General features: G+C 72.5%; 21 protein-coding genes. 18 read left to right on the forward strand and 3 right to left on the reverse strand.

All coding sequences use genetic code 11. The features are described 5' to 3' along the window. Positions 1-66: 66 nt before the first annotated feature. Both ACFVYA_RS22030 and ACFVYA_RS22035 read right to left on the reverse strand, forming a co-directional pair. Positions 67-1656, reverse strand: coding sequence for an FAD-dependent monooxygenase (locus ACFVYA_RS22030; protein ID WP_387047478.1), 1590 nt, complete (start codon positions 1654-1656; stop codon positions 67-69). After that, entirely contained in the window at positions 1653-2669 is a 1017-nt protein-coding gene (locus ACFVYA_RS22035) for a methyltransferase (protein WP_387047480.1), read from the reverse strand. The genes ACFVYA_RS22030 and ACFVYA_RS22035 overlap by 4 nt, the downstream gene beginning before the upstream one ends. Before the next feature lie 174 nt (positions 2670-2843). Between ACFVYA_RS22035 and ACFVYA_RS22040 the strand changes: the two genes are divergently transcribed. The 18 genes from ACFVYA_RS22040 (at position 2844) to ACFVYA_RS22125 (ending at position 16975) form a co-directional block, all read left to right on the forward strand. Then, a complete protein-coding gene (locus tag ACFVYA_RS22040; protein ID WP_387047481.1) occupies positions 2844-4322 on the forward strand; it encodes a peptide MFS transporter in 1479 nt (492 codons plus the stop codon). 127 nt (positions 4323-4449) lie between these two features. Then, positions 4450-5004, forward strand: coding sequence for a PadR family transcriptional regulator (locus ACFVYA_RS22045; RefSeq protein ID WP_387047483.1), 555 nt, complete (start codon positions 4450-4452; stop codon positions 5002-5004). Positions 5005-5179: 175 nt separating this feature from the next. Continuing rightward, positions 5180-5476 carry a TcmI family type II polyketide cyclase gene (locus tag ACFVYA_RS22050; protein ID WP_387047485.1) on the forward strand — a complete coding sequence of 99 codons (297 nt, stop codon included), beginning with the start codon at positions 5180-5182 and terminating at the stop codon, positions 5474-5476. Further along, positions 5476-5895, forward strand: a complete 420-nt coding sequence (locus tag ACFVYA_RS22055) for a cupin domain-containing protein (protein ID WP_387047487.1) — start codon at positions 5476-5478, stop codon at positions 5893-5895. Before ACFVYA_RS22050 ends, ACFVYA_RS22055 begins: the two co-directional genes overlap by 1 nt. Then, positions 5892-7151 (forward strand): beta-ketoacyl synthase, encoded by a 1260-nt coding sequence (locus ACFVYA_RS22060; RefSeq protein WP_285992722.1) that lies wholly within the window; start codon positions 5892-5894, stop codon positions 7149-7151. The genes ACFVYA_RS22055 and ACFVYA_RS22060 overlap by 4 nt, the downstream gene beginning before the upstream one ends. Positions 7152-7174: 23 nt before the next feature. Next, on the forward strand, positions 7175-8395 hold the full coding sequence (locus ACFVYA_RS22065) for a ketosynthase chain-length factor (RefSeq protein ID WP_387047490.1): 1221 nt from the start codon (positions 7175-7177) through the stop codon (positions 8393-8395). 24 nt (positions 8396-8419) lie between these two features. Then, the gene (locus tag ACFVYA_RS22070; RefSeq protein WP_013227253.1) at positions 8420-8665 is read left to right on the forward strand and encodes an acyl carrier protein; all 246 of its coding nucleotides are present in this window, start codon (positions 8420-8422) and stop codon (positions 8663-8665) included. A gap of 1 nt (position 8666) precedes the next feature. Continuing rightward, positions 8667-9134: an SRPBCC family protein gene (locus tag ACFVYA_RS22075; RefSeq protein WP_285992720.1), complete on the forward strand. Its 468-nt coding sequence runs from the start codon at positions 8667-8669 to the stop codon at positions 9132-9134. Positions 9135-9138: 4 nt separating this feature from the next. Beyond that, positions 9139-9588 (forward strand): anthrone oxygenase family protein, encoded by a 450-nt coding sequence (locus ACFVYA_RS22080; RefSeq protein WP_285992719.1) that lies wholly within the window; start codon positions 9139-9141, stop codon positions 9586-9588. Positions 9589-9607: 19 nt separating this feature from the next. Then, a complete protein-coding gene (locus ACFVYA_RS22085) occupies positions 9608-10342 on the forward strand; it encodes an SDR family NAD(P)-dependent oxidoreductase (RefSeq protein ID WP_387047491.1) in 735 nt (244 codons plus the stop codon). An 11-nt stretch (positions 10343-10353) separates the two neighbouring features. Continuing rightward, the gene (locus tag ACFVYA_RS22090; RefSeq protein WP_387047492.1) at positions 10354-10686 is read left to right on the forward strand and encodes an antibiotic biosynthesis monooxygenase family protein; all 333 of its coding nucleotides are present in this window, start codon (positions 10354-10356) and stop codon (positions 10684-10686) included. Next, complete coding sequence (locus ACFVYA_RS22095; RefSeq protein WP_387047494.1) at positions 10683-10988, forward strand: antibiotic biosynthesis monooxygenase family protein; 306 nt, start codon at positions 10683-10685, stop codon at positions 10986-10988. The genes ACFVYA_RS22090 and ACFVYA_RS22095 overlap by 4 nt, the downstream gene beginning before the upstream one ends. Positions 10989-10997: 9 nt before the next feature. Beyond that, positions 10998-11435, forward strand: a complete 438-nt coding sequence (locus ACFVYA_RS22100) for a DUF1772 domain-containing protein (RefSeq protein WP_387047496.1) — start codon at positions 10998-11000, stop codon at positions 11433-11435. Between the two features lie 10 nt (positions 11436-11445). Then, on the forward strand, positions 11446-12165 hold the full coding sequence (locus tag ACFVYA_RS22105; protein WP_387047497.1) for an SDR family NAD(P)-dependent oxidoreductase: 720 nt from the start codon (positions 11446-11448) through the stop codon (positions 12163-12165). A 16-nt stretch (positions 12166-12181) separates the two neighbouring features. Further along, entirely contained in the window at positions 12182-12565 is a 384-nt protein-coding gene (locus ACFVYA_RS22110; RefSeq protein ID WP_285992713.1) for a SchA/CurD-like domain-containing protein, read from the forward strand. A gap of 3 nt (positions 12566-12568) precedes the next feature. Continuing rightward, positions 12569-13477: an NAD(P)-dependent oxidoreductase gene (locus ACFVYA_RS22115; RefSeq protein WP_387047500.1), complete on the forward strand. Its 909-nt coding sequence runs from the start codon at positions 12569-12571 to the stop codon at positions 13475-13477. After that, positions 13474-15831: a PEP/pyruvate-binding domain-containing protein gene (locus tag ACFVYA_RS22120; protein ID WP_387047502.1), complete on the forward strand. Its 2358-nt coding sequence runs from the start codon at positions 13474-13476 to the stop codon at positions 15829-15831. Before ACFVYA_RS22115 ends, ACFVYA_RS22120 begins: the two co-directional genes overlap by 4 nt. 31 nt (positions 15832-15862) lie before the next feature. After that, positions 15863-16975 (forward strand): glycosyltransferase, encoded by a 1113-nt coding sequence (locus ACFVYA_RS22125; RefSeq protein WP_387047504.1) that lies wholly within the window; start codon positions 15863-15865, stop codon positions 16973-16975. A 235-nt stretch (positions 16976-17210) separates the two neighbouring features. Here ACFVYA_RS22125 and ACFVYA_RS22130 read toward each other — a convergent pair whose 3' ends face one another. Further along, on the reverse strand, positions 17211-19064 hold the full coding sequence (locus ACFVYA_RS22130; RefSeq protein ID WP_387047506.1) for a BTAD domain-containing putative transcriptional regulator: 1854 nt from the start codon (positions 19062-19064) through the stop codon (positions 17211-17213). Positions 19065-19604 lie beyond the last annotated feature (540 nt).

Consider the following 19604-nt stretch of genomic DNA (forward strand, 5'->3'; position numbering starts at 1 on the left):
AACACACGTACGCGCGTTGGCCGTAAAAACCCGCCTATGGCGCTTCAGTGGTATCAGGGGGAACGATCAGACCAGGGAAGCCAGCAGCGCGTGCAGGGTGGCCTTCGGGTCCTGCCCGGAGGCCGTCGTGCGCCACGCGACAAAACCGTCCGGCCGCACCAGCACCGCGCCGTCCGGGGTGACCCCGTAGGCCTTCGCCCAGTCGGCACCCTCGTCCTCCACCAGCTCACGGCCGATCCGGAACGAGCGCAACGGCACCGCGGTCTCCGTCGCCACCACCGAGGCCGCGTCGTGCCACTGGTCGCCCTCGGGGCCGGCCAGCAGCACGTACGAGCCGAAGAACAGCTCGACCGTCGAGACGCGCTTTTCGTCACGGCGGAGCCACACGTGCGGGGCCCGGGTGCCGGGCTGGCCGGTCAGCTCCAGGTGCGGTGTGAGCACCGGGCCGTCGTCCGGATCGGCGATCGCGGACGAGGCGTACCGGTACCCGAGGGTGACGATGATGTCGTCGACCATCCGGGCCCGGTCGGCTTCCGAGGCGTGGCCGTGCCGGATCCGGTTGCGCAGCAACGCCTGGTCCGCCATGGCCGTCCCGAGTGGACGGCGCTCGGCGTCGTAGCTGTCGAGCAGCCGTTCCCCGCCCCAGCCGCGCAGGACGGCCGCGAGCTTCCAAGCCAGGTTGTGCGCGTCGTGGATGCCCGTGTTGGCGCCGAACCCGCCCGCCGGTGGGTGCACGTGCGCGGCGTCCCCGGCGAGCAGCACCCGCCCCGACCGGAACGTGGTGGCCACCCGCTGGGCGCCCTCCCACGGCACGGTGCCGACGATCTCGACCTCGAGGTCCGGCACCCCGGCGGCGTCCCGCACCACCTGGATGCAGCGTTCCTCCGTGAAGTCGGCCGGGGACTCCTCGGCCGGGTCGTACAGCGCGGCGCCCGCCCACGGGTCGCACCCGTGCAGCCGGGACAACGTCATCACCGTCGGGCCCTTGGTGGCGTAGCACAGGATGAACTTGCGGTCGTGCATCACGCTTTCCAGGCGCGGGGCCCGGAAGTAGATGCTCAGGGCGTGGAAGACCGTGCCCCGCCCCTCCTGGGGGATCCCGAGCGTGCGCCGGACGAAGCTGCTCGCGCCGTCGGCGGCGACGAGGTAATCGGCCTCGATCGTCCGCCGCGTGCCGTCGGCGACGGACTCCAGTTCGGCGGTCACGCCGTCCTCGTGGGTGGTGAGGGAGACGAGCTTGGTGCCGAACTCCAGCGTCGCGCCGCCCGCGCGGGCCTGCTCGGCCAGCACGCGCTCGTAGCGGTCTTGCCCGCAGCCCATCACCCGCTGCGGGCTGATCTCCGCTCCGTCCAGCGAGGGCGCCTCGACGACCTCGGCCGTGTCGATCTCGGCCAGGGTCGGGGTGCGGAGGATGCCGCCCTCGAAGTACGGGTGGGAGTCCCCCATCTCGAGCGCGCGGATCTCCTGCTCGAGCCCCGCCGCGGCGAAGATCTCCAGCGTCCGGGCCTGGATGCCCGGTGCGCGTGGCAGCCACGACGTGGAGTCGCGGCGCTCCACCAGTGTCGGCGCGATGCCGTGCCGGGTCAGGAACAGCGCGGTGGACAGGCCGACCGGGCCGCCGCCGACGACGAGGACGGGCACCCGCGCGGAGCTCATGCGGGCTTCCGGGCGATGACGAGGGTGTCGTGGTCGCCGAGGCGCACGGTGTCCACATCGGACAGCCCGGCCGCGGCCAGGTACTCCTCGCACTCGGCGAGGGTGTACTCGGACCCGCCGGGCGAGAGCAGCTGCATGTTGAGGCTGATCAGCGTGTTCCACGGGTCGGACGGTGCCGGTTCCAGCAGCATGTCGTAGATCAGGAGCGCACCGCCCGGGTTCACCGCCCGCGCCATCCGCCGCACCAGTTCGGTCCGCTCGGCGGGGCCCCAGTCGTGCAGGACGTGCCCGGTGACGACGACGTCGGCCGCGGGCAGTTCGGTGGTGAACGCGTCGCCGCCGGCGAACCGCGCCAGGTCGGTCAGCCCGAAGCCGGCGATGTGCTCGTCGAACATGGGCTCGATCGGGGGCAGGTCGAACACCGTCCCGGTCAGGTGCGGGTGGGCCTTGAGCACCTGCGCGAGCAGGTTGCCGCGCGCGCCGCCGACGTCGAGCACCGTGCGGTGGGCGCTCCAGTCGAACTTCGCCGCCAGTTCCGGCGCCAGCGGCCCGGAAACGGCGTCCATCATCCGCAGGAAGTTCCTCAGGTGGCCGGGGTTGCCCATCATCTTTTCGAAGGCGGCCGTCTGGTCTTCACGGCCGGCCAGCTGCGGTTCGCCGGTGCGCAGCAGCCCCGAGAGGTTCTCCCACGCCGGGTACATCATCCGGTTCGCGCGTTCGAGGAACGCGCCGCCGTAGGTCGGCTTGGTCTTGTCGAGGTAGGTGTCGGCAGCCGGGCTCGCCGCGTACTTGCCGTCCTCGTGGTGCACGAGCCCGGTGCAGGTCAACGCGGTCAGGAAATCCCGGGCGGCGCGGGGGTGCAGCCCGAGCTCGGCGCACAGCTCGTCCCGGGTCGCGGGCCCGGCGGCCAGCCGGGTGAAGAGGCCGAGCTCGACGGCGGCCAGCACGACCTTCGCTTCGGCGAACGCGATACCCAGCCGGTTGATGTCGTTCAAAGTGGACGGACCGCTCACATCGGTCTCCTTTCGGGGCGTCGGCGGGAACAACACCACCGAGCGCTCGAAAAAGACTCGGGTCCGCGTGCGGTGCGGTTCTTCCGGCCGGCCTCGCGCGCGTGGCCGGCCGCGCGCGCGAGGCCGCGAGTCCTTCTCCAGCAGTGCTCGAAGCGGCCGCCGCATGCTCGCCGCATGGTCCTAGGTCGCCCACGCTGGTTCGTCACGTTGTTCCTCACGGATATGTGGGAACGCTTCAGCTTCTTCGGCATGATCGCGATCCTCGCGCTCTACGCCGCGGCACCACCCGCCCGCGGCGGGCTCGGCCTGCCGATGGGAACCGCGGCCGCGCTCTTCGGCGCGTACGTCGGTCTCGTCTTCATGGCCGCCATGCCCGGAGGGTGGCTCGGCGACCGGGTGCTCGGCGAGCGCCGGGCCGTGGTGATCGGGGGCTCGGGCATCGCGCTCGGGCACTTCACCATGCTCGTCCCGGCCGCCGCCGCGACGTGGCTCGGGCTCGGGCTGATCGCCGCGGGCACCGGGCTGCTCAAGCCGAACATGCTCGCGCTGCTCGGCCGGTTCCACGGACCCGGCCAGAGCGCGCAGCGCGAGTCGACGCTCTCGCTGTTCTACGTCAGCATCCAGCTGTCGGCGTTGGTCGCGCCGCTGGTGACCGGGTTCCTGGGGGAGACCGTCGACTGGCACCTCGGGTTCGCGGCCGCCGGGGTCGGCATGACCTTCGGGGTCTTGCAGTTCGTGCTGGGCAGCCGGTCCTTCGGCGACCTGGGACGGGCACCGGGGCACCCGGCCTCGGCGGCCGAGCGCCGCAAGGCCGCGCTGATCGCGGGGATCTCCGCCGGCGTCGTCGCCGCGCTGGCGGCCGCCGACGTGCTGGCGGGCACGTTCGCCCTGATGCACGTCGTGATCGCCATGGGCCTGCTTTCGCTGATCGCGCCGGTGGCCTATTTCCTGGTCCTGCGCCGCAGCCCCGCGCTGAGCGTGCCGCAGCGGAGCCGGGTGACGGCGTTCGGCTGGGTGCTCGCCGCGACCGCGTTGTTCTGGATGTTCGTCATCCAGGGCAACTCCCTGCTCAGCCTGTTCGCCGAGCACGCGACCGACCGGCGGCTCGGCGGGTTCACGATCCCGGCCGGCTGGTTCGCCTCCGCGACCCCGTTGTTCATGCTCGTGCTCGCGCCGGTGCTCGCGGTGCTGTGGACCCGCGTGGGCCAGCGCATCTCGCTGCCCGTGAAGATCGCCCTCGGGCTGGCCGCCGCCGCGGGGTCGATGCTGCTGATGAGCGCCGCGTCGGGACTCGCCGCCGTCGGCCTGGTCTCACCCTGGTGGCTGATCGTGGTCTACCTGCTGCTCGCCCTCGGCGAGGTGGTGCTCGCGCCGGTCGGCCTCAGCGCTTCGGTGGACGTCGCGCCCTCGACCTTCGCCGGGCGCACGATGGGGCTGTACTGGATGTGCTCGGCCTTCGGCGCCGGCATCGGCAGCCAGCTCGTGCACCTGTCCGCGGTGCTCCCGCGCCCCGTCTACTACCTCGTGCTGGCGGGCGCCGGCCTCGGCTCCGGGCTCGCGCTCGTGCTCGCCCGGCGGTCGCTGACCGCCCGTCTCGCCGTGCCCGCCACGGGCACACCCGCCGCGCCCGCGGTGGCCGTCGCGGCCCGCTGAGTTCCCGCCCGAGGAGCGCCGATTCCCCGCCCCGGAATCGGCGCTCCTCCCATTGTCCGCCTTCCCGTGCCCCGAAAAACCGGCCGGGGAAATAGTGCGGAACGAAATACTTCGGAAAGGAAGTGCCGTGAACCGATCCCGGGATTTCGCCGCATTGACCGTGCTGTGCTTTCTCAACGAGGACGACCGGCATCCGTACGAGATGCTGCGGCTGATCCGCCAGCGGCACAAGGACACCATCATCCCCGGGCTGCCGCGCAGCATCTACCGGGCCATCGAGCGGCTGCAGGCCGACGGGCTGATCGAACCGGTCGAGACCACCCGGGAGGGGCGCCGCCCGGAGCGGACGGTGTACCGCATCACCCCCGACGGCGGTGAGGAGATGGCGACGCAGCTGTCGCGCCTGGTCACCGCGCCGGAGGAGATCCCGGCCTTCGGCGCGGCGTTGTCGCTGCTCGGGAACCTGGACGCCGACCTGCAGGTGTCGGCGCTGCGGCAGCGCCGGATCCGGCTCGAAGGCCGCCTCGCCGAGTACGCCGCCCAGCTGGCGGCCGCGGGCCCGCACCTGGAGTTCAAGCGCGTCATGGAGCTGGACTACCTGTGCGCCGTCGGGCACGCCGAGCTGGACTGGCTGCGCCGCGTGCTCGCCACGATGAGCGGCGATCCGGCCCGGGTGGGCTGAGCCAGCCGCGAATTCCGCGTCCCGTTCGCGTGAAAGCGCGGCCCTGGCAAAAGTGCGACCGGATTTCGAACCGTTCTCGAATGCGGCAGACGAGCATCGTCCTGCCCGCGAAAACATCGGGACCTCGCTTCAGGGAAGGGCGGCACGGGTGGAACGCACTCTCATCGTGGCACGCATGGATCCGGATTCGGCGGAATCGGTGGCCGGGATATTCGGCGAGTCCGACGCCGGGGAGCTCCCGGCGACGGTGGGTGTGACGGCGCGGTCGCTGTTCTCCTACCGAGGCCTGTACTTCCACCTCATCGAGGCCGAACGGCCGCTGGCCGAAGGGCTCGCCGCGGCCCGCAAGAGTCCCTTGTGGACCGACATCAACACCAAGCTCGACGCGTTCATCACCCCGTACGACCCGCAGACCTGGCGCGGCCCGGCCGACGCGATGGCGCACCGCTTCTACAGCTGGCGGGCCGTCTGATGGGGGAGCTGAAGATCGCGTCCTACTCCGACGCCGAGCCCAACCGCCGCCGCGGCGGCGAGCTGCGCGTCGTCCTCGGGCCCAAGACCGCCGGCGCCACGACGGGGTTCCTCGGCGTGCTGACCCTGCAGCCGGGGGAGTTCGTCTCGGAGCACTACCACCCCTACTCCGAGGAGTTCCTCTACGTCACCCGCGGCGAGCTGACCGCCCGCGTCGACGGCGCGGCCTACGTCCTGTACGAGGGTGAAGGCCTCGTCGTGCCGAAGAACGCCCGCCACCGGGTGGAGAACCACACCGGCGAGCCCGCCGAGGCGGTGTTCCACCTGTGCCCGCTGGCCCCGCGCCCGGAGCTCGGCCACGTCGACACCGAGGAGCTGCCGGCGCCGGCCGAGGCCCAGCCGGCCGTGGGGGCACCGTGACGAGGACCGCGGTCATCACCGGCATCGGTGTCGTCGCCCCGGGCGGTATCGGCACCAAGGCCTTCTGGGCGTTGCTCACCGAAGGCCGCACCGCGACCCGGCCGATCTCGGCCTTCGACGCGTCCCGGTTCCGCTCGCGCATCGCGGCCGAGTGCGACTTCGAGGGCGAGCTCAACGGCCTGACCGCCGAGGAGTCCGGGCGCCTCGACCGCGCGGCGCAGTTCGCGCTCGTCTGCGCGGACGAAGCCGTGGTCGACAGCGGCCTGGACCCGGGTGCGCTCGATCCGTACCGGCTCGGCGTCACGATCGGCAGCGCCGTCGGCGCCACCATCGGGCTGGAGAACGAGTACCTCACCGTCTCCGCGGCGGCCCGCGACTGGGTGGTCGACCCCACCAAGGCCGCCCCGCAGCTGTACGAGTACCTCGTCCCGAGCAGTTTCGCGGCCGAAGTCGCCTGGCGCTGCGGTGCGCAGGGCCCGGTCGCCACGATCTCCACCGGCTGCACCTCCGGGCTCGACGCGATCGGCCACGCCGCCGGGCTCATCGAGTCCGGCGAGGCCGACGTCATGCTCGCCGGCGCCACCGACGCGCCGATCTCGCCGATCACCGTCGCCTGCTTCGACGCGATCAAGGCCACGTCTCCCGACAACGACGACGCCGCGCGCGCGTCCCGTCCGTTCGACCGCACGCGCAACGGTTTCGTGCTCGGTGAAGGTGCCGCCGTCTTCGTCGTCGAGGAAGCCGAGAGCGCCCGGCGGCGCGGCGCGCACGTCTACTGCGCGGTCTCCGGCTTCGCGACCAGGGCGAACGCCTACCACATGACAGGGCTGAAACCCGACGGCCGCGAACTGGCCGAGGCCATCGACGTCGCTCTTCGCCGGGCCGGCCTGCCCGGCGACCGCGTCGGCTACGTCAACGCCCACGGTTCGGGCACCAAGCAGAACGACCGGCACGAGACCGCCGCGGTCAAACGCAGCCTCGGCGCGCACGCCTACCGCGTGCCGGTCAGCTCGATCAAGTCGATGATCGGGCACTCGCTCGGCGCGATCGGCTCGCTGGAGGTCGCGGCCTGCGCGCTGGCGCTGGAGCACCAGGTCGTGCCGCCGACGGCGAACCTGCACGAGCGCGACCCGGAATGCGATCTCGACTACGTGCCGAACGTCGCCCGGGAGACCGGGCTGGACACCGTGCTCACCGTCGGCAGCGGCTTCGGCGGGTTCCAGACGGCCGTCGTCCTGACCCGGGAGCCGGTGTGACGACTGTGACAACTGTGAGGACTGTGACGACTGTGAGGACATCGGAGACGGCGGCGGCCGCCCCGGTGATCACCGGGATCGGGGTGGTCGCGCCCAACGGCATCGGCGTCGAGGACTTCTGGGCGAACGTGCTGGCCGGGCGGAGCGGGCTCGCGCCGGTGACCCGGTTCGACGCCACGGGCTACCCGGTCTCGCTCGTCGGCGCGGTGCCCGACGAGGCGGAGTCCCTGCCGAACCGGATCACCGTGCAGACCGACCGCTGGACCCGGCTCGCCATGACCGCGACCGAGGAGGCCCTGCGGAACGCGGGCATCGGCGCCGGGAGCGAGCGGGACTTCGACGACTACGACCTCGCCGTGATCACCGCCAGTTCGTCCGGCGGCAACGAGTTCGGCCAGCGGGAGATCGAGCGGCTGTGGAGCGCCGGACCGGAATACGTGTCGGTGTACCAGTCGATCGCGTGGTTCTACGCGGCGACCACCGGCCAGCTGTCCATCCGGCACGGGATGCGCGGCCCCAACGGGGTCGTCGTCGCCGAGCAGGCGGGCGGCCTGGACGCGGTCGCGCAGAGCCGGCGGATGCTGCGCACCGGCACCAAGGCCGTGGTCACCGGCGGCACCGAGGCGGCGCTGTCGCCGTACGCGCTGGTGTGCCAGAGCGCCGGCGGGCAGTTCACCCGCGGCGAGTACCGGCCGTTCGACGTGCGGGCCTCCGGCCACGTGCCGGGCGAGGGCGGCGCGATCCTCGTGCTGGAGGACGAGAGCTCCGCCCGCGCCCGCGGGGTGTCCGAAGTGTACGGACGGGTCGCGGGGTACGCGGCGACGTTCGATCCCCGGCCGGGCTCCGGCCGCCCCGGCGGGCTGCTCCGGGCGATCACCGGCGCGCTGGCGGACGCGGGCCTGCGGCCGTCCGATGTGGACGTCGTGTTCGCCGACGGTGCGGGGACGCGAGAGCGCGACGCCGAGGAAGCCGCGGCACTGGCCGGGGTGTTCGGCGCCCGCGGGGTGCCGGTCACGGTGCCGAAGACGATGACCGGGCGGCTGGCCGCGGGCGGCGCGCCCCTGGACGTCGCCTGCGTGCTGCTGGCCATGCGTGACGGCGTCCTGCCGCCGACCGTCGGCGTCACCGAACTCGCCCACGAGCTCGACCTGGTCTCCGAGCCCCGGCCCGCGCGGGTGCGGACCGCGCTGGTGCTGGCCCGGGGCTTCGGCGGGTTCAACTCGGCGCTCGTGCTCACCCGCTGATCCCTGACCACGAAGGAGGAGAACGTGCTCACCCTCGAAGATCTCAAACAGGTCCTGCGCACGTGCGGAACCGACGAGTCCGTCGACCTGGACGGCGACATCCTGGACGTCGAGATGGCCGAACTCGGCTACGACTCGCTGGCGGTGCTCGAGATCGCGGCGCGGCTGCAGCAGCGTTCCGGGCGCGGTATCCCGGAGGAGGTCACCGCCGAGTCGATGACGTTGCGGCAGCTGCTGGGCTACATCAACAACCCCGTCGGGATCGCCTGACATGGCCGCGCACACGGACAACAGCGTGTTCATCGAGGCGCCGATGGAGCTGGTCTGGCAGCGGACCAACGACGTCGAGTCGTGGACCGAGCTGTTCGACGAGTACGGCGAGGCCACGGTGCTCGACCGCCGGGACGACCGGATCACCTTCCGGCTCGCGCTGCACCCGGACGAGAACGGCAAGGTGTGGGCGTGGGTGTCCGAACGGCGCCTCGACGAGGCGGCCCGCACCACGCTGTCGCACCGCGTCGAGACCGGCCCGTTCAAGTACATGACGCTGTTCTGGGAGTACACCGAGATCGCCGGCGGGGTGCGGCTGCGCTGGGTGCAGGACTTCGAGATGAAGCCCGGCGCCCCGCTCGACGACCACGCGATGGCCGCCCGGATCAACGGGAACAGCGTCCGGCAGCAGGCGAGGATCAAGGAGCTCCTCGAGCAGGCCGCGCGCGAAGCCGAAGTGCCGGCCTGAGCTCATGAGCTACCAGATCGCCGCGCTGCTGGCGCTGGTCTGCGGCGGGATCGCCGCGGGCGACATGTTCTGCACCACCGTCGGGCTCGCGCCGATGATGCAGGTGCTGTCCTACCGGCGTTACGTCGAGATGGTGCAGTACCTGCAGCCGCGGTACGACCCGGCGATGCCGATCATCAACACGGTCGCGTTGCTGGCCAACGTGGTCGCCGCGATCACCGCGCCGTCGGGCGCCTGGTTCGCGGTCGCCGCGGTGCTCGTCGCGTCGGTGATCGCGGTGTCGGTCGCCAAGGCCGTGCCGATCAACCGGTTCGTGCTGAAGCTCGACCCGGCGGACGAACCCCCGGACTGGCCCAGCCGGGACCCGCGGGCGCGCTGGAAGGCGTGGAACACCGCCCGCACGGTCCTGATGGCGGCCGCGCTGCTCGTCGACGGCATCGCCGTCCTGTACTGACCCCCTTCGAAGGAGAGACATGAGCATCAGGCTCGACGGCAAACGGGTGCTGGTCACCGGCGGAACCGGGGGGATCGGCCGCGGCCTGTCCCACGCGTTCGCCGGGGCGGGCGCCGGCCTCGTCACCTGCGGGCGGTCGGACGCCGAAGCCGCCGCCAGGATGTCCCGCGAGCTCAAGGAGATCGGCGGGGAACACCACGTCGTGCTCGCCGACGTCACCCGGCCCGACCACCTCGACTCGCTCCTGGAGGAGTGCCGGACGCGGCTGGGCGGGCTGGACGTCCTGGTCAGCAACGCCGGGGCGATCAGCCACATCCCGTTCGGCGAACTGCCGCTCGAGGAGTGGAAGCGCGTCCTCGACACCAACCTGACGGCGGCCTACCTGCTGATCTCGAAGGCGCTGCCGCTGCTGTCCGACGGCGCGTCCATCGTGCTGATCGGCTCCCGGGTGGCGACCGTCGGGATCCCGCTGCGGGCGCACTACACGGCGTCGAAGTCGGCGCTGATCGGGCTCGCGCGGTCGCTGGCCAAGGAGCTGGGTGGCCGCCGGATCCGGGTCAACGTGGTGGCTCCCGGCGTGATCGAGACGCCGGAACGCCCGCTGCCGGACGAAGTCAAGCAGCGCTATCACCAGCTCACGGCGATCGGCAGGCTCGGCAGCCCGGCGGAGATCGCCAACGCTGTGCTGTTCCTGGCCAGCGACCTGTCGTCCTACATCACCGGCGAGACCGTCCACGTCGACGGCGGAATCTGAAAGGGAACACGATGGCCGACAGCGAGGTCTTCCGCGTCATGCTGCGGATGGAGGTCCTGCCCGGCAAGGGCGAGGAGTTCGAGAAGGTCTGGTACGACAGCGCCGGCACGATCACCGGCCAGCGCGCCAACCTCGGCCAGTGGCTCTCCCGCGGCGACGAGGAGGAGGGCGTCTACTACATCGTCAGCGACTGGGTCAGCGAGGAGCTGTTCCGCGAGTACGAGCGCAGCGAGGAGCACGTGGTGCACCGCGGCAAGCTGCACCCGTACCGCAGCAAGGGCTCCATGCAGACGATGCGGGTGGTGCACAACCTGACCGGTGCCGGCGCCGGGGCCCGGGCGTGAGCCGGGTCCGGGTGCTGATCTACGCGTCGGCGCCGGAGAGTGACGCCGGCGGCGTCACCGAGGCCTACCACCGCATCAGCGCCGAACTGTCCGGCACGCCGGGCCTGCTCGGCAACGAGCTGATGGAGTCGCTGGGCGAGGCCCGCTCGTTCGTCGTGATGAGCGAGTGGGCCGACCTGGACTCCTTCCGCAAGTGGGAGACCGGGCCGGACCACCGCGGCACGACTTCGCCGCTGCGGCCCTACCAGGACGCCTCGCGGGGCAGCGCGTTCGGTCTCTACCAGGTCGTGGCCAGCTATTAGGAGTCCATTGTGGTTGCCGTGCTCGAGGTGCTCGTGCTCGCGGGCAGCGGGATCGCGGCCGGCGTGCTGTTCTGCGTGGCGCTCAGCGTGGTGCCCGCGTTCCGGGGGATGGAGCCCGAGCAGTACGTGGCCGCCCACCGGCTGATCGGGAAGAACTACGACCCGGTGATGCCGCTGACCGTGCTGGGGACCGCGGTGGCCGACGCCGTGCTGGCGATCGCCGGCGCGTCGGTCCTCTTCGGACTCGCGGTCGTGCTGCTGCTCGGCGTGTCCGCGGTTTCCCACCTGGCCAACGTGCCGATCAACCGGTCGGTCAAAACGCTCGAAACCGTTCCGTCCACTTGGGACGACCCGCGCCCGCGGTGGCGCAACTGGAACCTGCTGCGGACCGGTCTCGCGATCACCGCACTGCTGGTCAACGCGATCGCCGTGGTCGCGACCGGATAGGAGGCAACTGTTGGAACTGGGATTGAAGGGCAAGCGGGCGCTCGTCACGGGCGGTACCCGCGGAATCGGCCGGGCCGTGACGCTCGGGCTGGCGTCGGCCGGCGCGACCGTGGTCGCGGTGAACCGGGCGGACAACGACGCCGCGGAGTCGCTGCGGAAGGAGCTGGCCGAGCTCGGCGGCAGTGTGGTGCACGCGGACGTGACCGACGCGGCCGAAGTGGCGCGCCTCGCGGAGACCTGCCGGGCCGAGCTGGGCGGGCTGGACGTGCTGGTCAACAACGCGGGGGTGCACGGGCACACGCCGCTGGCCGAGCTGGACCCGGCCGAGTGGACCCGGTTGATCGACACCGACCTGACGTCGATGTTCCTGGTCACCCAGGCGTGCGTGCCCCTGCTGGCCGAGGGCGCGAGCGTGGTCAACGTGGGTGCCTCGGTGGCGTTCCGCGGGATGGCGGGCGCGGCGCACTACACCGCGGCGAAAGCGGGCGTGGTCGGCCTGACCCGGTCGCTGTGCAAGGAGTTCGGCGGGATCAGGGTCAACACGATCGCGCCGGGCGTGATCGACACCGGCGACGAGCTTCCGCCGCCGGTCGCGCAGCGGGTCAAGCGGATGACCGCGCTGGGCCGGCTCGGCACCCCGGAAGAGGTCGCCGGCGCGGTGCTGTTCCTCGTCAGTGACCTGTCGACCTACGTCACCGGCGCGCTGCTGGCCGTCGACGGCGGAATGTAACCAGGAAGGCTTTGCCATGCCCTACGCGGCCATCACCTACGACATCAAACCCGGCTTCGAAGAAGAGATCGCCGGGATCTTCGCGAACTTCAAGCGGGCCGATTCGCCGATCATGCGCGACGAGAGCGGCACCGAGGTCGGCCGGCTCCTCGGCACCGCGGTGTTCATCCGCGACGCGCAGCTGGTCCGGTTCATCCACTACGAAGGCGATTTCTCCCAGATCGGCCGGCACATGGCCCGCCAGGAGGGGGTGCACCTGGTCGAGGAGCAGCTGAAGCCGTACCTCGCTTCGGAGCGCAACACCGAGACGCCCGAAGGCTTCCGGCAGCACTTCGCGAAGAGCGTGATGCGGTGCATCTCGCAGATCTCCGTGCCGCCGGCCGCGTTCGCCGCGAGCTGAGGCATGGACACCAAGACGATCGCCGTGGTCGGCCTCGGCGTGATGGGCTCGGGCATGGCCACGAGCCTGCTCGACCACGGGTACCGGGTGCTGGTGCACAACCGCACCGCCACGAAGGCGGCGCCGCTGCTCGACCGCGGCGCCGAGCTCGCCGAGTCGGCCGAGGCCGCGGTGGCCGGCGCCGACCGCGTGCTGCTGAGCCTCGCCGATGAGCCGGCGGTGGACGCGGTGCTGGCCGCGGCCGGGCCCGCGATCCGGCCCGCGCTGGTCATCGTGGACACCTCGACCGTGTCGGCCGGGTACTCCCGGGCGCTGACCGCCCGGCTCGCGACCGCCGGAGTGACCCGGATCGAGGCGTGCGTGCTGGGCAACCCGGCCCAGGCCGCGGCCGGACAGCTCCGGGTGCTCGCCGCCGGAGCCCGCCCTGCCGTCGAGTCGGCGGGCGACGTGCTGGCGGCGATCGGCCGGGAGGTGTCCTACCTCGGCCCGGCCGGCAACGCGGCCACCACGAAGCTGGTGTTCAACCTCCTGCTGGGCGGCCAGGTCGCGGCGCTGGCCGAGGCCGTCAACTACGGCGTGGCGGCCGGGCTCGACCGCGACCGGTTGCTGGCCGCGATCGGAGCCAGCGGCTTCAGCTCGAAGGTCCTGTCGTTCCGGGCGGAGCTGATGCGTTCGCGCCGGTACGAGCCGGCCGCGTTCCGGTCCGCGCTGATGGCCAAGGACCTGAGGCTGGGCACCGGCGCGGCGGCCGAAGCGGGCGTCGCCACGCCGGTGCTGACCGCGGCCGCGCTGGCGTACGAGGCCGTGGTCGCGGCCGGCTCGGGCGATGCCGATGCGGCGGTTCTCATCGACACCCCGGCCGGTGCAGGCCATGCCGCGATCCTCACCAACACCCCGGGAGGTCCCGCGTGACGCTCACCCAGCCCGCGCTCGTCCGGTCGCTGGACGAGCCCGGCCTCGAGGTGGCCGAGGCCGGGCGGAAGGCCGCCCGGCTGGCGCGGCTGCGGCAGGCCGGGTTCCCGGTGCCGCCGGGGCTGGTGCTCACCGTCGCCGCGTTCGAGGCGGGCGAGTTCTCGGCCGGTGTGCTGGCCGCGCTGCGGTCCGTGGCCGGCCACTTCGGCGACGTGCCGCTGGCGGTGCGGTCCTCGGGCGTCGCCGAGGACGGGGACGAGCAGTCCCACGCCGGGCAGTACGAAACGGTGCTCGGGGTGTCCGGGTTCGACGAGCTCGTCGCGGCCGTGCGCACCTGCTGGGAGTCGGCCGACGCGGCCCGGCTGCGCCAGTACCGCGGCCGCGCGGACCGGCCGGGGCTGGCCGTGCTGGTCCAGCCCCTGGTTCCGGCCGTCGCCGCCGGGGTGGCGTTCAGCGCCGACCCGGTCACCGGCGCGCGGGGCACGGTCCGCGTCGACGCCGTGCCGGGGCTCGGCGACCAGCTGGTCTCCGGCCGGGTCGTGCCGGACGAATGGGCCGTCACGGACGCGCCCGCCCTGGTCCGCGGGCCGCACGAGGCGCTGACCGCGGAGCAGGCCGGCCGCGTCGCGGACCTGGCGCGGCGGGTCGAGGCCGACGCCGGCTCGCCGCAGGACATCGAATGGGCGTGGGCCGGCGACGACGTGGTCCTGCTGCAGGCGCGCCCGATCACGGCGCTGCCCGCCGCGGGGCCGGAGCCGGTCGCGATCGAGTTCGAGGTGCCGCCGGGGTTCTGGCTCCGCGGCGGGTACACGCTCAAACCGCTGTCACCCATGAACACCTCGACCTTGATCCGGGCGGTCAACCGGACCAGCTCGAACCTGTTCACCTACGCGTTCGGCGAGCGGGTCGAGGTGCGGAACCTCGGCGGCTGGTCCTACGTGCGGATCGTGCCGCTGGCCTCGGTGGACGCGGTGCGCGAGCGGGCGAGGGAGGTGGTCGAGGCCGGCCGGGCCGACAAGCACGGCGAGATCGTCGACCGGTGGTACGCCGAGTGGCTCCCGGGACTGCGCGCCGCCTTGGCCGGAGTCCGGTCGGTGGTCCTCGGCGAGCTGCCGGGGCCGGAGCTGGCCGCGGAACTGGACCGGCGGGTCGAGCTGGCCTACGAGGCACAGCGGCTGCACTTCCTCGTCGGCGGCGTGTCCAGCATGGTCTGGGGCGAGCTCGGCGTCGTCTGCCGGGACCTGCTCGGCTGGGACGCCGCGGGAATCCTCCCGATGCTGACCGGACTCCCCGGCAGAGCGGCCGAGCCCGCGAGAGAGCTGACCCGCCTGGCCCGCCTCGCCGCGGGCGACCCCGGCGTGCTCCGGGAGCCGGCCGGCGAATTCGCCGAAGCGTTCGAGGCCTACCTCGTCGAGTACGGCCAGCGCTGTCTCGGCGCGGACCTCGCCGAGCCGTCGCTGGCGGAACAGCCGCGGCTGGTGCTGAGCCTGATCCGGGACCGGCTCGACGCGGGCACCGACCCGGACGCCGCCGCGGCGGCGGCGATCGCCGAGCGCGAGGAGACCGTCGCGGCGGCTCGCGCCCGGCTGTCCGGGGCGGATCTCGCCCGGTTCGAACGCGTGCTGGCCCGCGCGCAACGCGCGTTCCCGCTGCGCGACGACACCGGGTTCGAGGCGCACGTCGCCTGGGCGCAGGTCCGGTACGCGCTGCGCGAAATGGCGGCCCGGCTGGTCTCGGGCGGACGGCTGGCCGACGTCGACGACATCTTCCTGCTCACCTTGGACGAAGCACGCGCCGCCTTCGCCTCCGGCGCGGCGCAGCACGATCTGGTGTCGCTGCGCGCCGGACAGCAGGCGTGGTCGCAGGCCCACCTCGGCCCGCAGACCTACGGCGAGTACCGGAGCGGGCCCGATCGGGAGGCGGTGCTGGCCGAGCTGGCCCCGGCCGATCGCGCGGTGCTGGAGCCGATGTTGTGGATCGACTCGGTGTCCGAGCTGGGCGCCGGGCACCGGGCGGCGGCGGGCGACCGGCTGCTGCGCGGGACGGCGGCGTCGGCGGGCCGGTACACCGGCGTCGTGCGGGTGGTGATCAGCGAGCGCGAGTTCGCGAAGCTGCGCCCCGGCGACGTGCTGGTCTGCCCGGAGACCACCCCGCAGTGGTCGGTGCTGTTCGGCGGCATCGGCGCACTGATCACCGACACCGGCGGGCTGCTCTCGCACCCGTCGATCCTCGCGCGCGAGCACGGCATCCCGGCCGTGGTGGCGACCGGCAACGCGACCGAGGTCCTGCGCGACGGCCAGCTGGTCACCGTGGACGGGACGACCGGCGCGGTCGAGGTCCTCGACGCGTCGTGACCGGCCACGTCCTTCTTCCCCGGAGTGTCCCATGCGAATCCTGGTGACCAGCTATCCCGCCGTCTCCCACCTCTACCCGATGGTGCCGCTCGCCTGGGGGCTGCGGGCCGCCGGGTACGAGGTGCGGGTGGCGGCGGCGCCGTCGTTCGCGGCCGCGGCGCGGCGCACCGGGCTCCCGGTGCTGCCCCTGGGCGAGGACGTCGACGGGACGGTGGCCTGGCAGGGGTTCGACCCCCGCGCGGGCGACCGCGCCGAGCGGACGATGCGGATGTTCCGGTTGACCGCCCAGGGCTGGGCCGGCGCGCTCGTGGGGGTCGCCCGTGACTGGGCGGACGTCGTCCTGTTCGACCCGCGCGAGTACGCGGGCCCGGTCGCGGCCGCGGTGGCGGGCATCCCGTCGGCGCGGGTGCTCTACGGGGTCGACCACACCTACGCCCAGCGCGCGGGGGAATGGCCCCTGCTGGCCCCGCTGTGGGACGAGTGGGGCCTCGGCGAGCCGGACCCGGCGGGCACGGTGACGATCGATCCGTGCCCGGCGGCCCTGCAGCTGGAGACCCCGGGTTCGGCGTGGCCGTTGCGCACCATCCCCTACAACGGCTCGGCCGTGATCCCCCGATCGGCCGCCCCGGCGGGCCGTCCCCGCGTCTGCCTGACCTGGGGCGCCTCGTTCGGGGGCACCACGGGCAACCTGGACCCGGTCCGGGTGGCGCTGGCGGGGCTCCTCCGCTGCGGGGCCGAGGTGCTCGTCGCGGTGGCACGCGGCCAGCGGCCACTGCTGGGCGAGCTGCCCGCCGGCGTCCGGGTGCTGGAATCGGTGCCGCTGCACACGATCCTGCCGGGCTGCGCCCTGGTCGTGCACCAGGGCGGCGCGGGCACGGCGCTCACGGCCGCGGCCTGCGGGGTGCCGCAGCTGGTGGTCCCGTTCAAGGGCGACCAGGTCACGCACGCCGGACGGGTGGCGGCCGCGGGCGCCGGCGTCCTGCTCCCGGCGGCGGAGCTCACCCCGGAGGCGGTGGCTTCGGCTGCTTTCGAGGTACTCGCGGATGCGGGTTACACCCGGCGGGCGGCGGAGATCGCGGCGGAGAACCGTTCGCGTCCCGCTCCGGCGGCAGTGGTGGCGCAGCTGGAGTTCCTGGTCGGGTGAGACGGGCGGTGCCGGTGGGGAGACGTTGCCCGCCGGTGCGTGCCGAGCCTCGGGGAGCGCAAGTCGCCGACCGGAGTGGCCGGCACACCGACGGGAACGGCCGACACGCCGGGAGTACCCCCGTGTCGGCCGTTCCGATCACCGTATGCGCCGCTCCGGGCGGCAAAGCCCGCGGTTCGCCGGAGCCGGCGGGGTGGTCCTCCACGAAGCCACTCCGCCGGTCCCGGTCACCGGTTCAGCCGGGGACGGCGATCCCGGTCTCCGCTTCGCGCGGGATGGTGGCGACCACCTGGAGCAGGTGCGACGGCCGTTCCGTCCCGGTGCAGAAGTCCTTGAACAAGGGCGGCAGGGAGTAGTGGAACTCCAGGCCGTCGGCCTGGACCCGGACCCGCAGCATGTTCGCCGCCACCAGCCGGTCGAGGGCGTCCTCCGCCTCGCGTTCGCTCCCTTCCACGACCGCGACCGCGTTCTTCGCCGTGAAGCAGTCCAGTCCGGACTCGCACAGCCGGGTCAGCACCTGCCGGTCCCGGGGCTCGAGCGCGGCGAGGTCCTCCCGGAACGGCCCGTGCAGGTCGACACCCGCGGCCTGCAGCTCCGGGCGCAGCCCGTCGTCGCCGATGACGCGGGCCGCCAGCTTGGTCACCGGCCAGTGCCGGTTGACCGACAGGCGCTCGCCCAGCGCGCGCAGCGCCACCGGGAGACCGCCGCAGCGGTGGACCACCGCGGCCACCGTGCCGCGCTCGTGCAGGATGTTCCGCGAAGTGACCACTTTGGACATGAGCGTGACACCGTCGTCGGTGGACATCGGCTCCAGCAGCATCGGCACCACCCCCGGCAGCGAGCCGGTGAGCCGCCGTCCGGTGGCCAGCACCACCCAGCGGCCGCCGGGCAGCAGCGGCCGGATCTGCGCGGCCGACGAGACGTTGTCGAGCAGGATCAGCCCGCAGCCGCCGGCGGTCCTGGTGCGGAACAGCTTGGCGCGCTCGGCCTCGCCCGCGGGCACGTCCGCCGCGGGGACGCCGAGATCGGTCAGGAACCCGCCGAGGACGTCGGCCGGCTCGGTGCCCGGGCCGAACTCGGCGAACAGCTGGCCGTCCGGGAACCGCGACCGGGCCGCGTGCGCGGCCCGCACCGCGAGCACCGTCTTGCCCACCCCGGTCATCCCGGTCACCGCGAACGTCCGGCCGGCCGACCCCTCGGGGGTGAGGAGCCGGTCCAGCTCGGCCAGCTCGGCGGTCCGGCCGGTGAAGTCCGACAGGTCCGCGGGCAGCTGCGCCTGGACGATGTTCCGCGGCGCCGGCGCGGCCCCCGCCCGCACCACCGGCGTCACCTGGCGCAGCGAGGGGGAGTCCGAGAGGACGTTCTGGTGCAGCCGCTGCAGGGTCGGCGAGGGATCGATGCCCAGTTCGTCGTCGAGGCAGCGCCGGACCTCGTGGTAGACCTGCAACGCCTGCGATCGCCGGTCGCACCGGTACAGCGCGAGCATCAGCTTCGCGTACAGGTCCTCGTGCAGCGGGTATTTCGCGATCAGCCCGCGCAGCTCGCCGACCAGCTGGTGGTGCCTGCCGATCTGCAGGTCGGCCTCGACCCGCATCCCCAGCGCCTGCAACCAGGCCTCGTTGAGCTTCGCGGCGTGCGCGTCGAGCAGCGGTCCACGCTGGACGTCGCACAACGCGTCGCCCCGCCACAGCGCGGTCGCCCGGTGGAGCAGCTGCGAGGCGCGCAGCGGGTCACCCGCCTCCAGCGCGTTCTTGGCGGTGCCGGCCAGCTGCTCGAACTCGTCGGCGTCGACGCTTCCCGGCGCGATCCGGGCCAGGTAGCCCAGCGGTTTCGTCACCAGCACGCCGTCGTGGCTGTTGCCGGCGGCGCAGAACAGCTTGCGCAGTTGGTAGATGTAGGTCTGCAAGGTGGTCAGTGCGCTCGCCGGCGGGTTCTCCGGCCAGATCTCTTCGATGAGCGAGGTCACCGGCACCAGGCCGCCGTGGCAGAGGACCAGCAGCGCCAGGACGCTGCGCTGCTTCGGTGCGGTCGGTGTGAGGAGCCGGTCTTCGTGGGTCACCTCGAAGGTGCCCAGGGTATTGAATCTCATGACTTCCCCCAGCGGTAGGCATAAGAACATGTAACCGGAGGACGGTGATTCGACTATCCGGCAGAACGGTGAAATAGCCGATCCTCATCCCCAGTCCGGTGCAAAAAGGCTGCCCTCACCCCAGATTTAGCGTCTTCGCACCGTGTGGCTGACAGTATTCGCCGCTGGTGGCGGTGTCAAGATTTCCCCGAGAGGGCCAAACGATGGTTGGAAGACCCTCAGGGCGCCGGCTCGGGGGCCGTGAAGTCCCGGTGAGCAGCGACGACCCGATGTTCCGAGGGATTCGCACGTATTCTTCCATTTTCCCGTTAGATCCGTTTTATCCAGATGGTCGGGCGCGTCACGAGCAGTGAATATAAATGCACTCCCGGTATCCGCGGTGGCAAAGATTGCCGTGAACATCAATTCTATCTTAAGTCGGCACAATGTGAAAAAGAAAAGCGCCTCTCGGAACGGTGTTGGTACGCGAGGCGGGGGGCGGGCGCGGGGTGGGGGGGGGGTGGAGGTCGTTGAGGGTGCAGCGGGCGTGCGCGGTAGGTT

It is taken from the genome of Amycolatopsis sp. NPDC058278 (genome assembly GCF_042881395.1).
In the GTDB taxonomy this organism is placed as follows: Bacteria; Actinomycetota; Actinomycetes; order Mycobacteriales; family Pseudonocardiaceae; genus Amycolatopsis.

Coding starts and splice junctions, on each gene's coding strand:
- ACFVYA_RS22090 (WP_387047492.1), top strand. CDS start 10,354: ATGGCCGACAGCGAGGTCTTCCGCGTCATGCTGCGGATGGAGGTCCTG.
- ACFVYA_RS22115 (WP_387047500.1), top strand. CDS start 12,569: ATGGACACCAAGACGATCGCCGTGGTCGGCCTCGGCGTGATGGGCTCG.
- ACFVYA_RS22055 (WP_387047487.1), top strand. CDS start 5,476: ATGGGGGAGCTGAAGATCGCGTCCTACTCCGACGCCGAGCCCAACCGC.
- ACFVYA_RS22050 (WP_387047485.1), top strand. CDS start 5,180: ATGGATCCGGATTCGGCGGAATCGGTGGCCGGGATATTCGGCGAGTCC.
- ACFVYA_RS22110 (WP_285992713.1), top strand. CDS start 12,182: ATGCCCTACGCGGCCATCACCTACGACATCAAACCCGGCTTCGAAGAA.
- ACFVYA_RS22085 (WP_387047491.1), top strand. CDS start 9,608: ATGAGCATCAGGCTCGACGGCAAACGGGTGCTGGTCACCGGCGGAACC.
- ACFVYA_RS22075 (WP_285992720.1), top strand. CDS start 8,667: ATGGCCGCGCACACGGACAACAGCGTGTTCATCGAGGCGCCGATGGAG.
- ACFVYA_RS22125 (WP_387047504.1), top strand. CDS start 15,863: ATGCGAATCCTGGTGACCAGCTATCCCGCCGTCTCCCACCTCTACCCG.
- ACFVYA_RS22040 (WP_387047481.1), top strand. CDS start 2,844: ATGGTCCTAGGTCGCCCACGCTGGTTCGTCACGTTGTTCCTCACGGAT.
- ACFVYA_RS22080 (WP_285992719.1), top strand. CDS start 9,139: ATGAGCTACCAGATCGCCGCGCTGCTGGCGCTGGTCTGCGGCGGGATC.
- ACFVYA_RS22130 (WP_387047506.1), bottom strand. CDS start 19,064: ATGAGATTCAATACCCTGGGCACCTTCGAGGTGACCCACGAAGACCGG.
- ACFVYA_RS22030 (WP_387047478.1), bottom strand. CDS start 1,656: ATGAGCTCCGCGCGGGTGCCCGTCCTCGTCGTCGGCGGCGGCCCGGTC.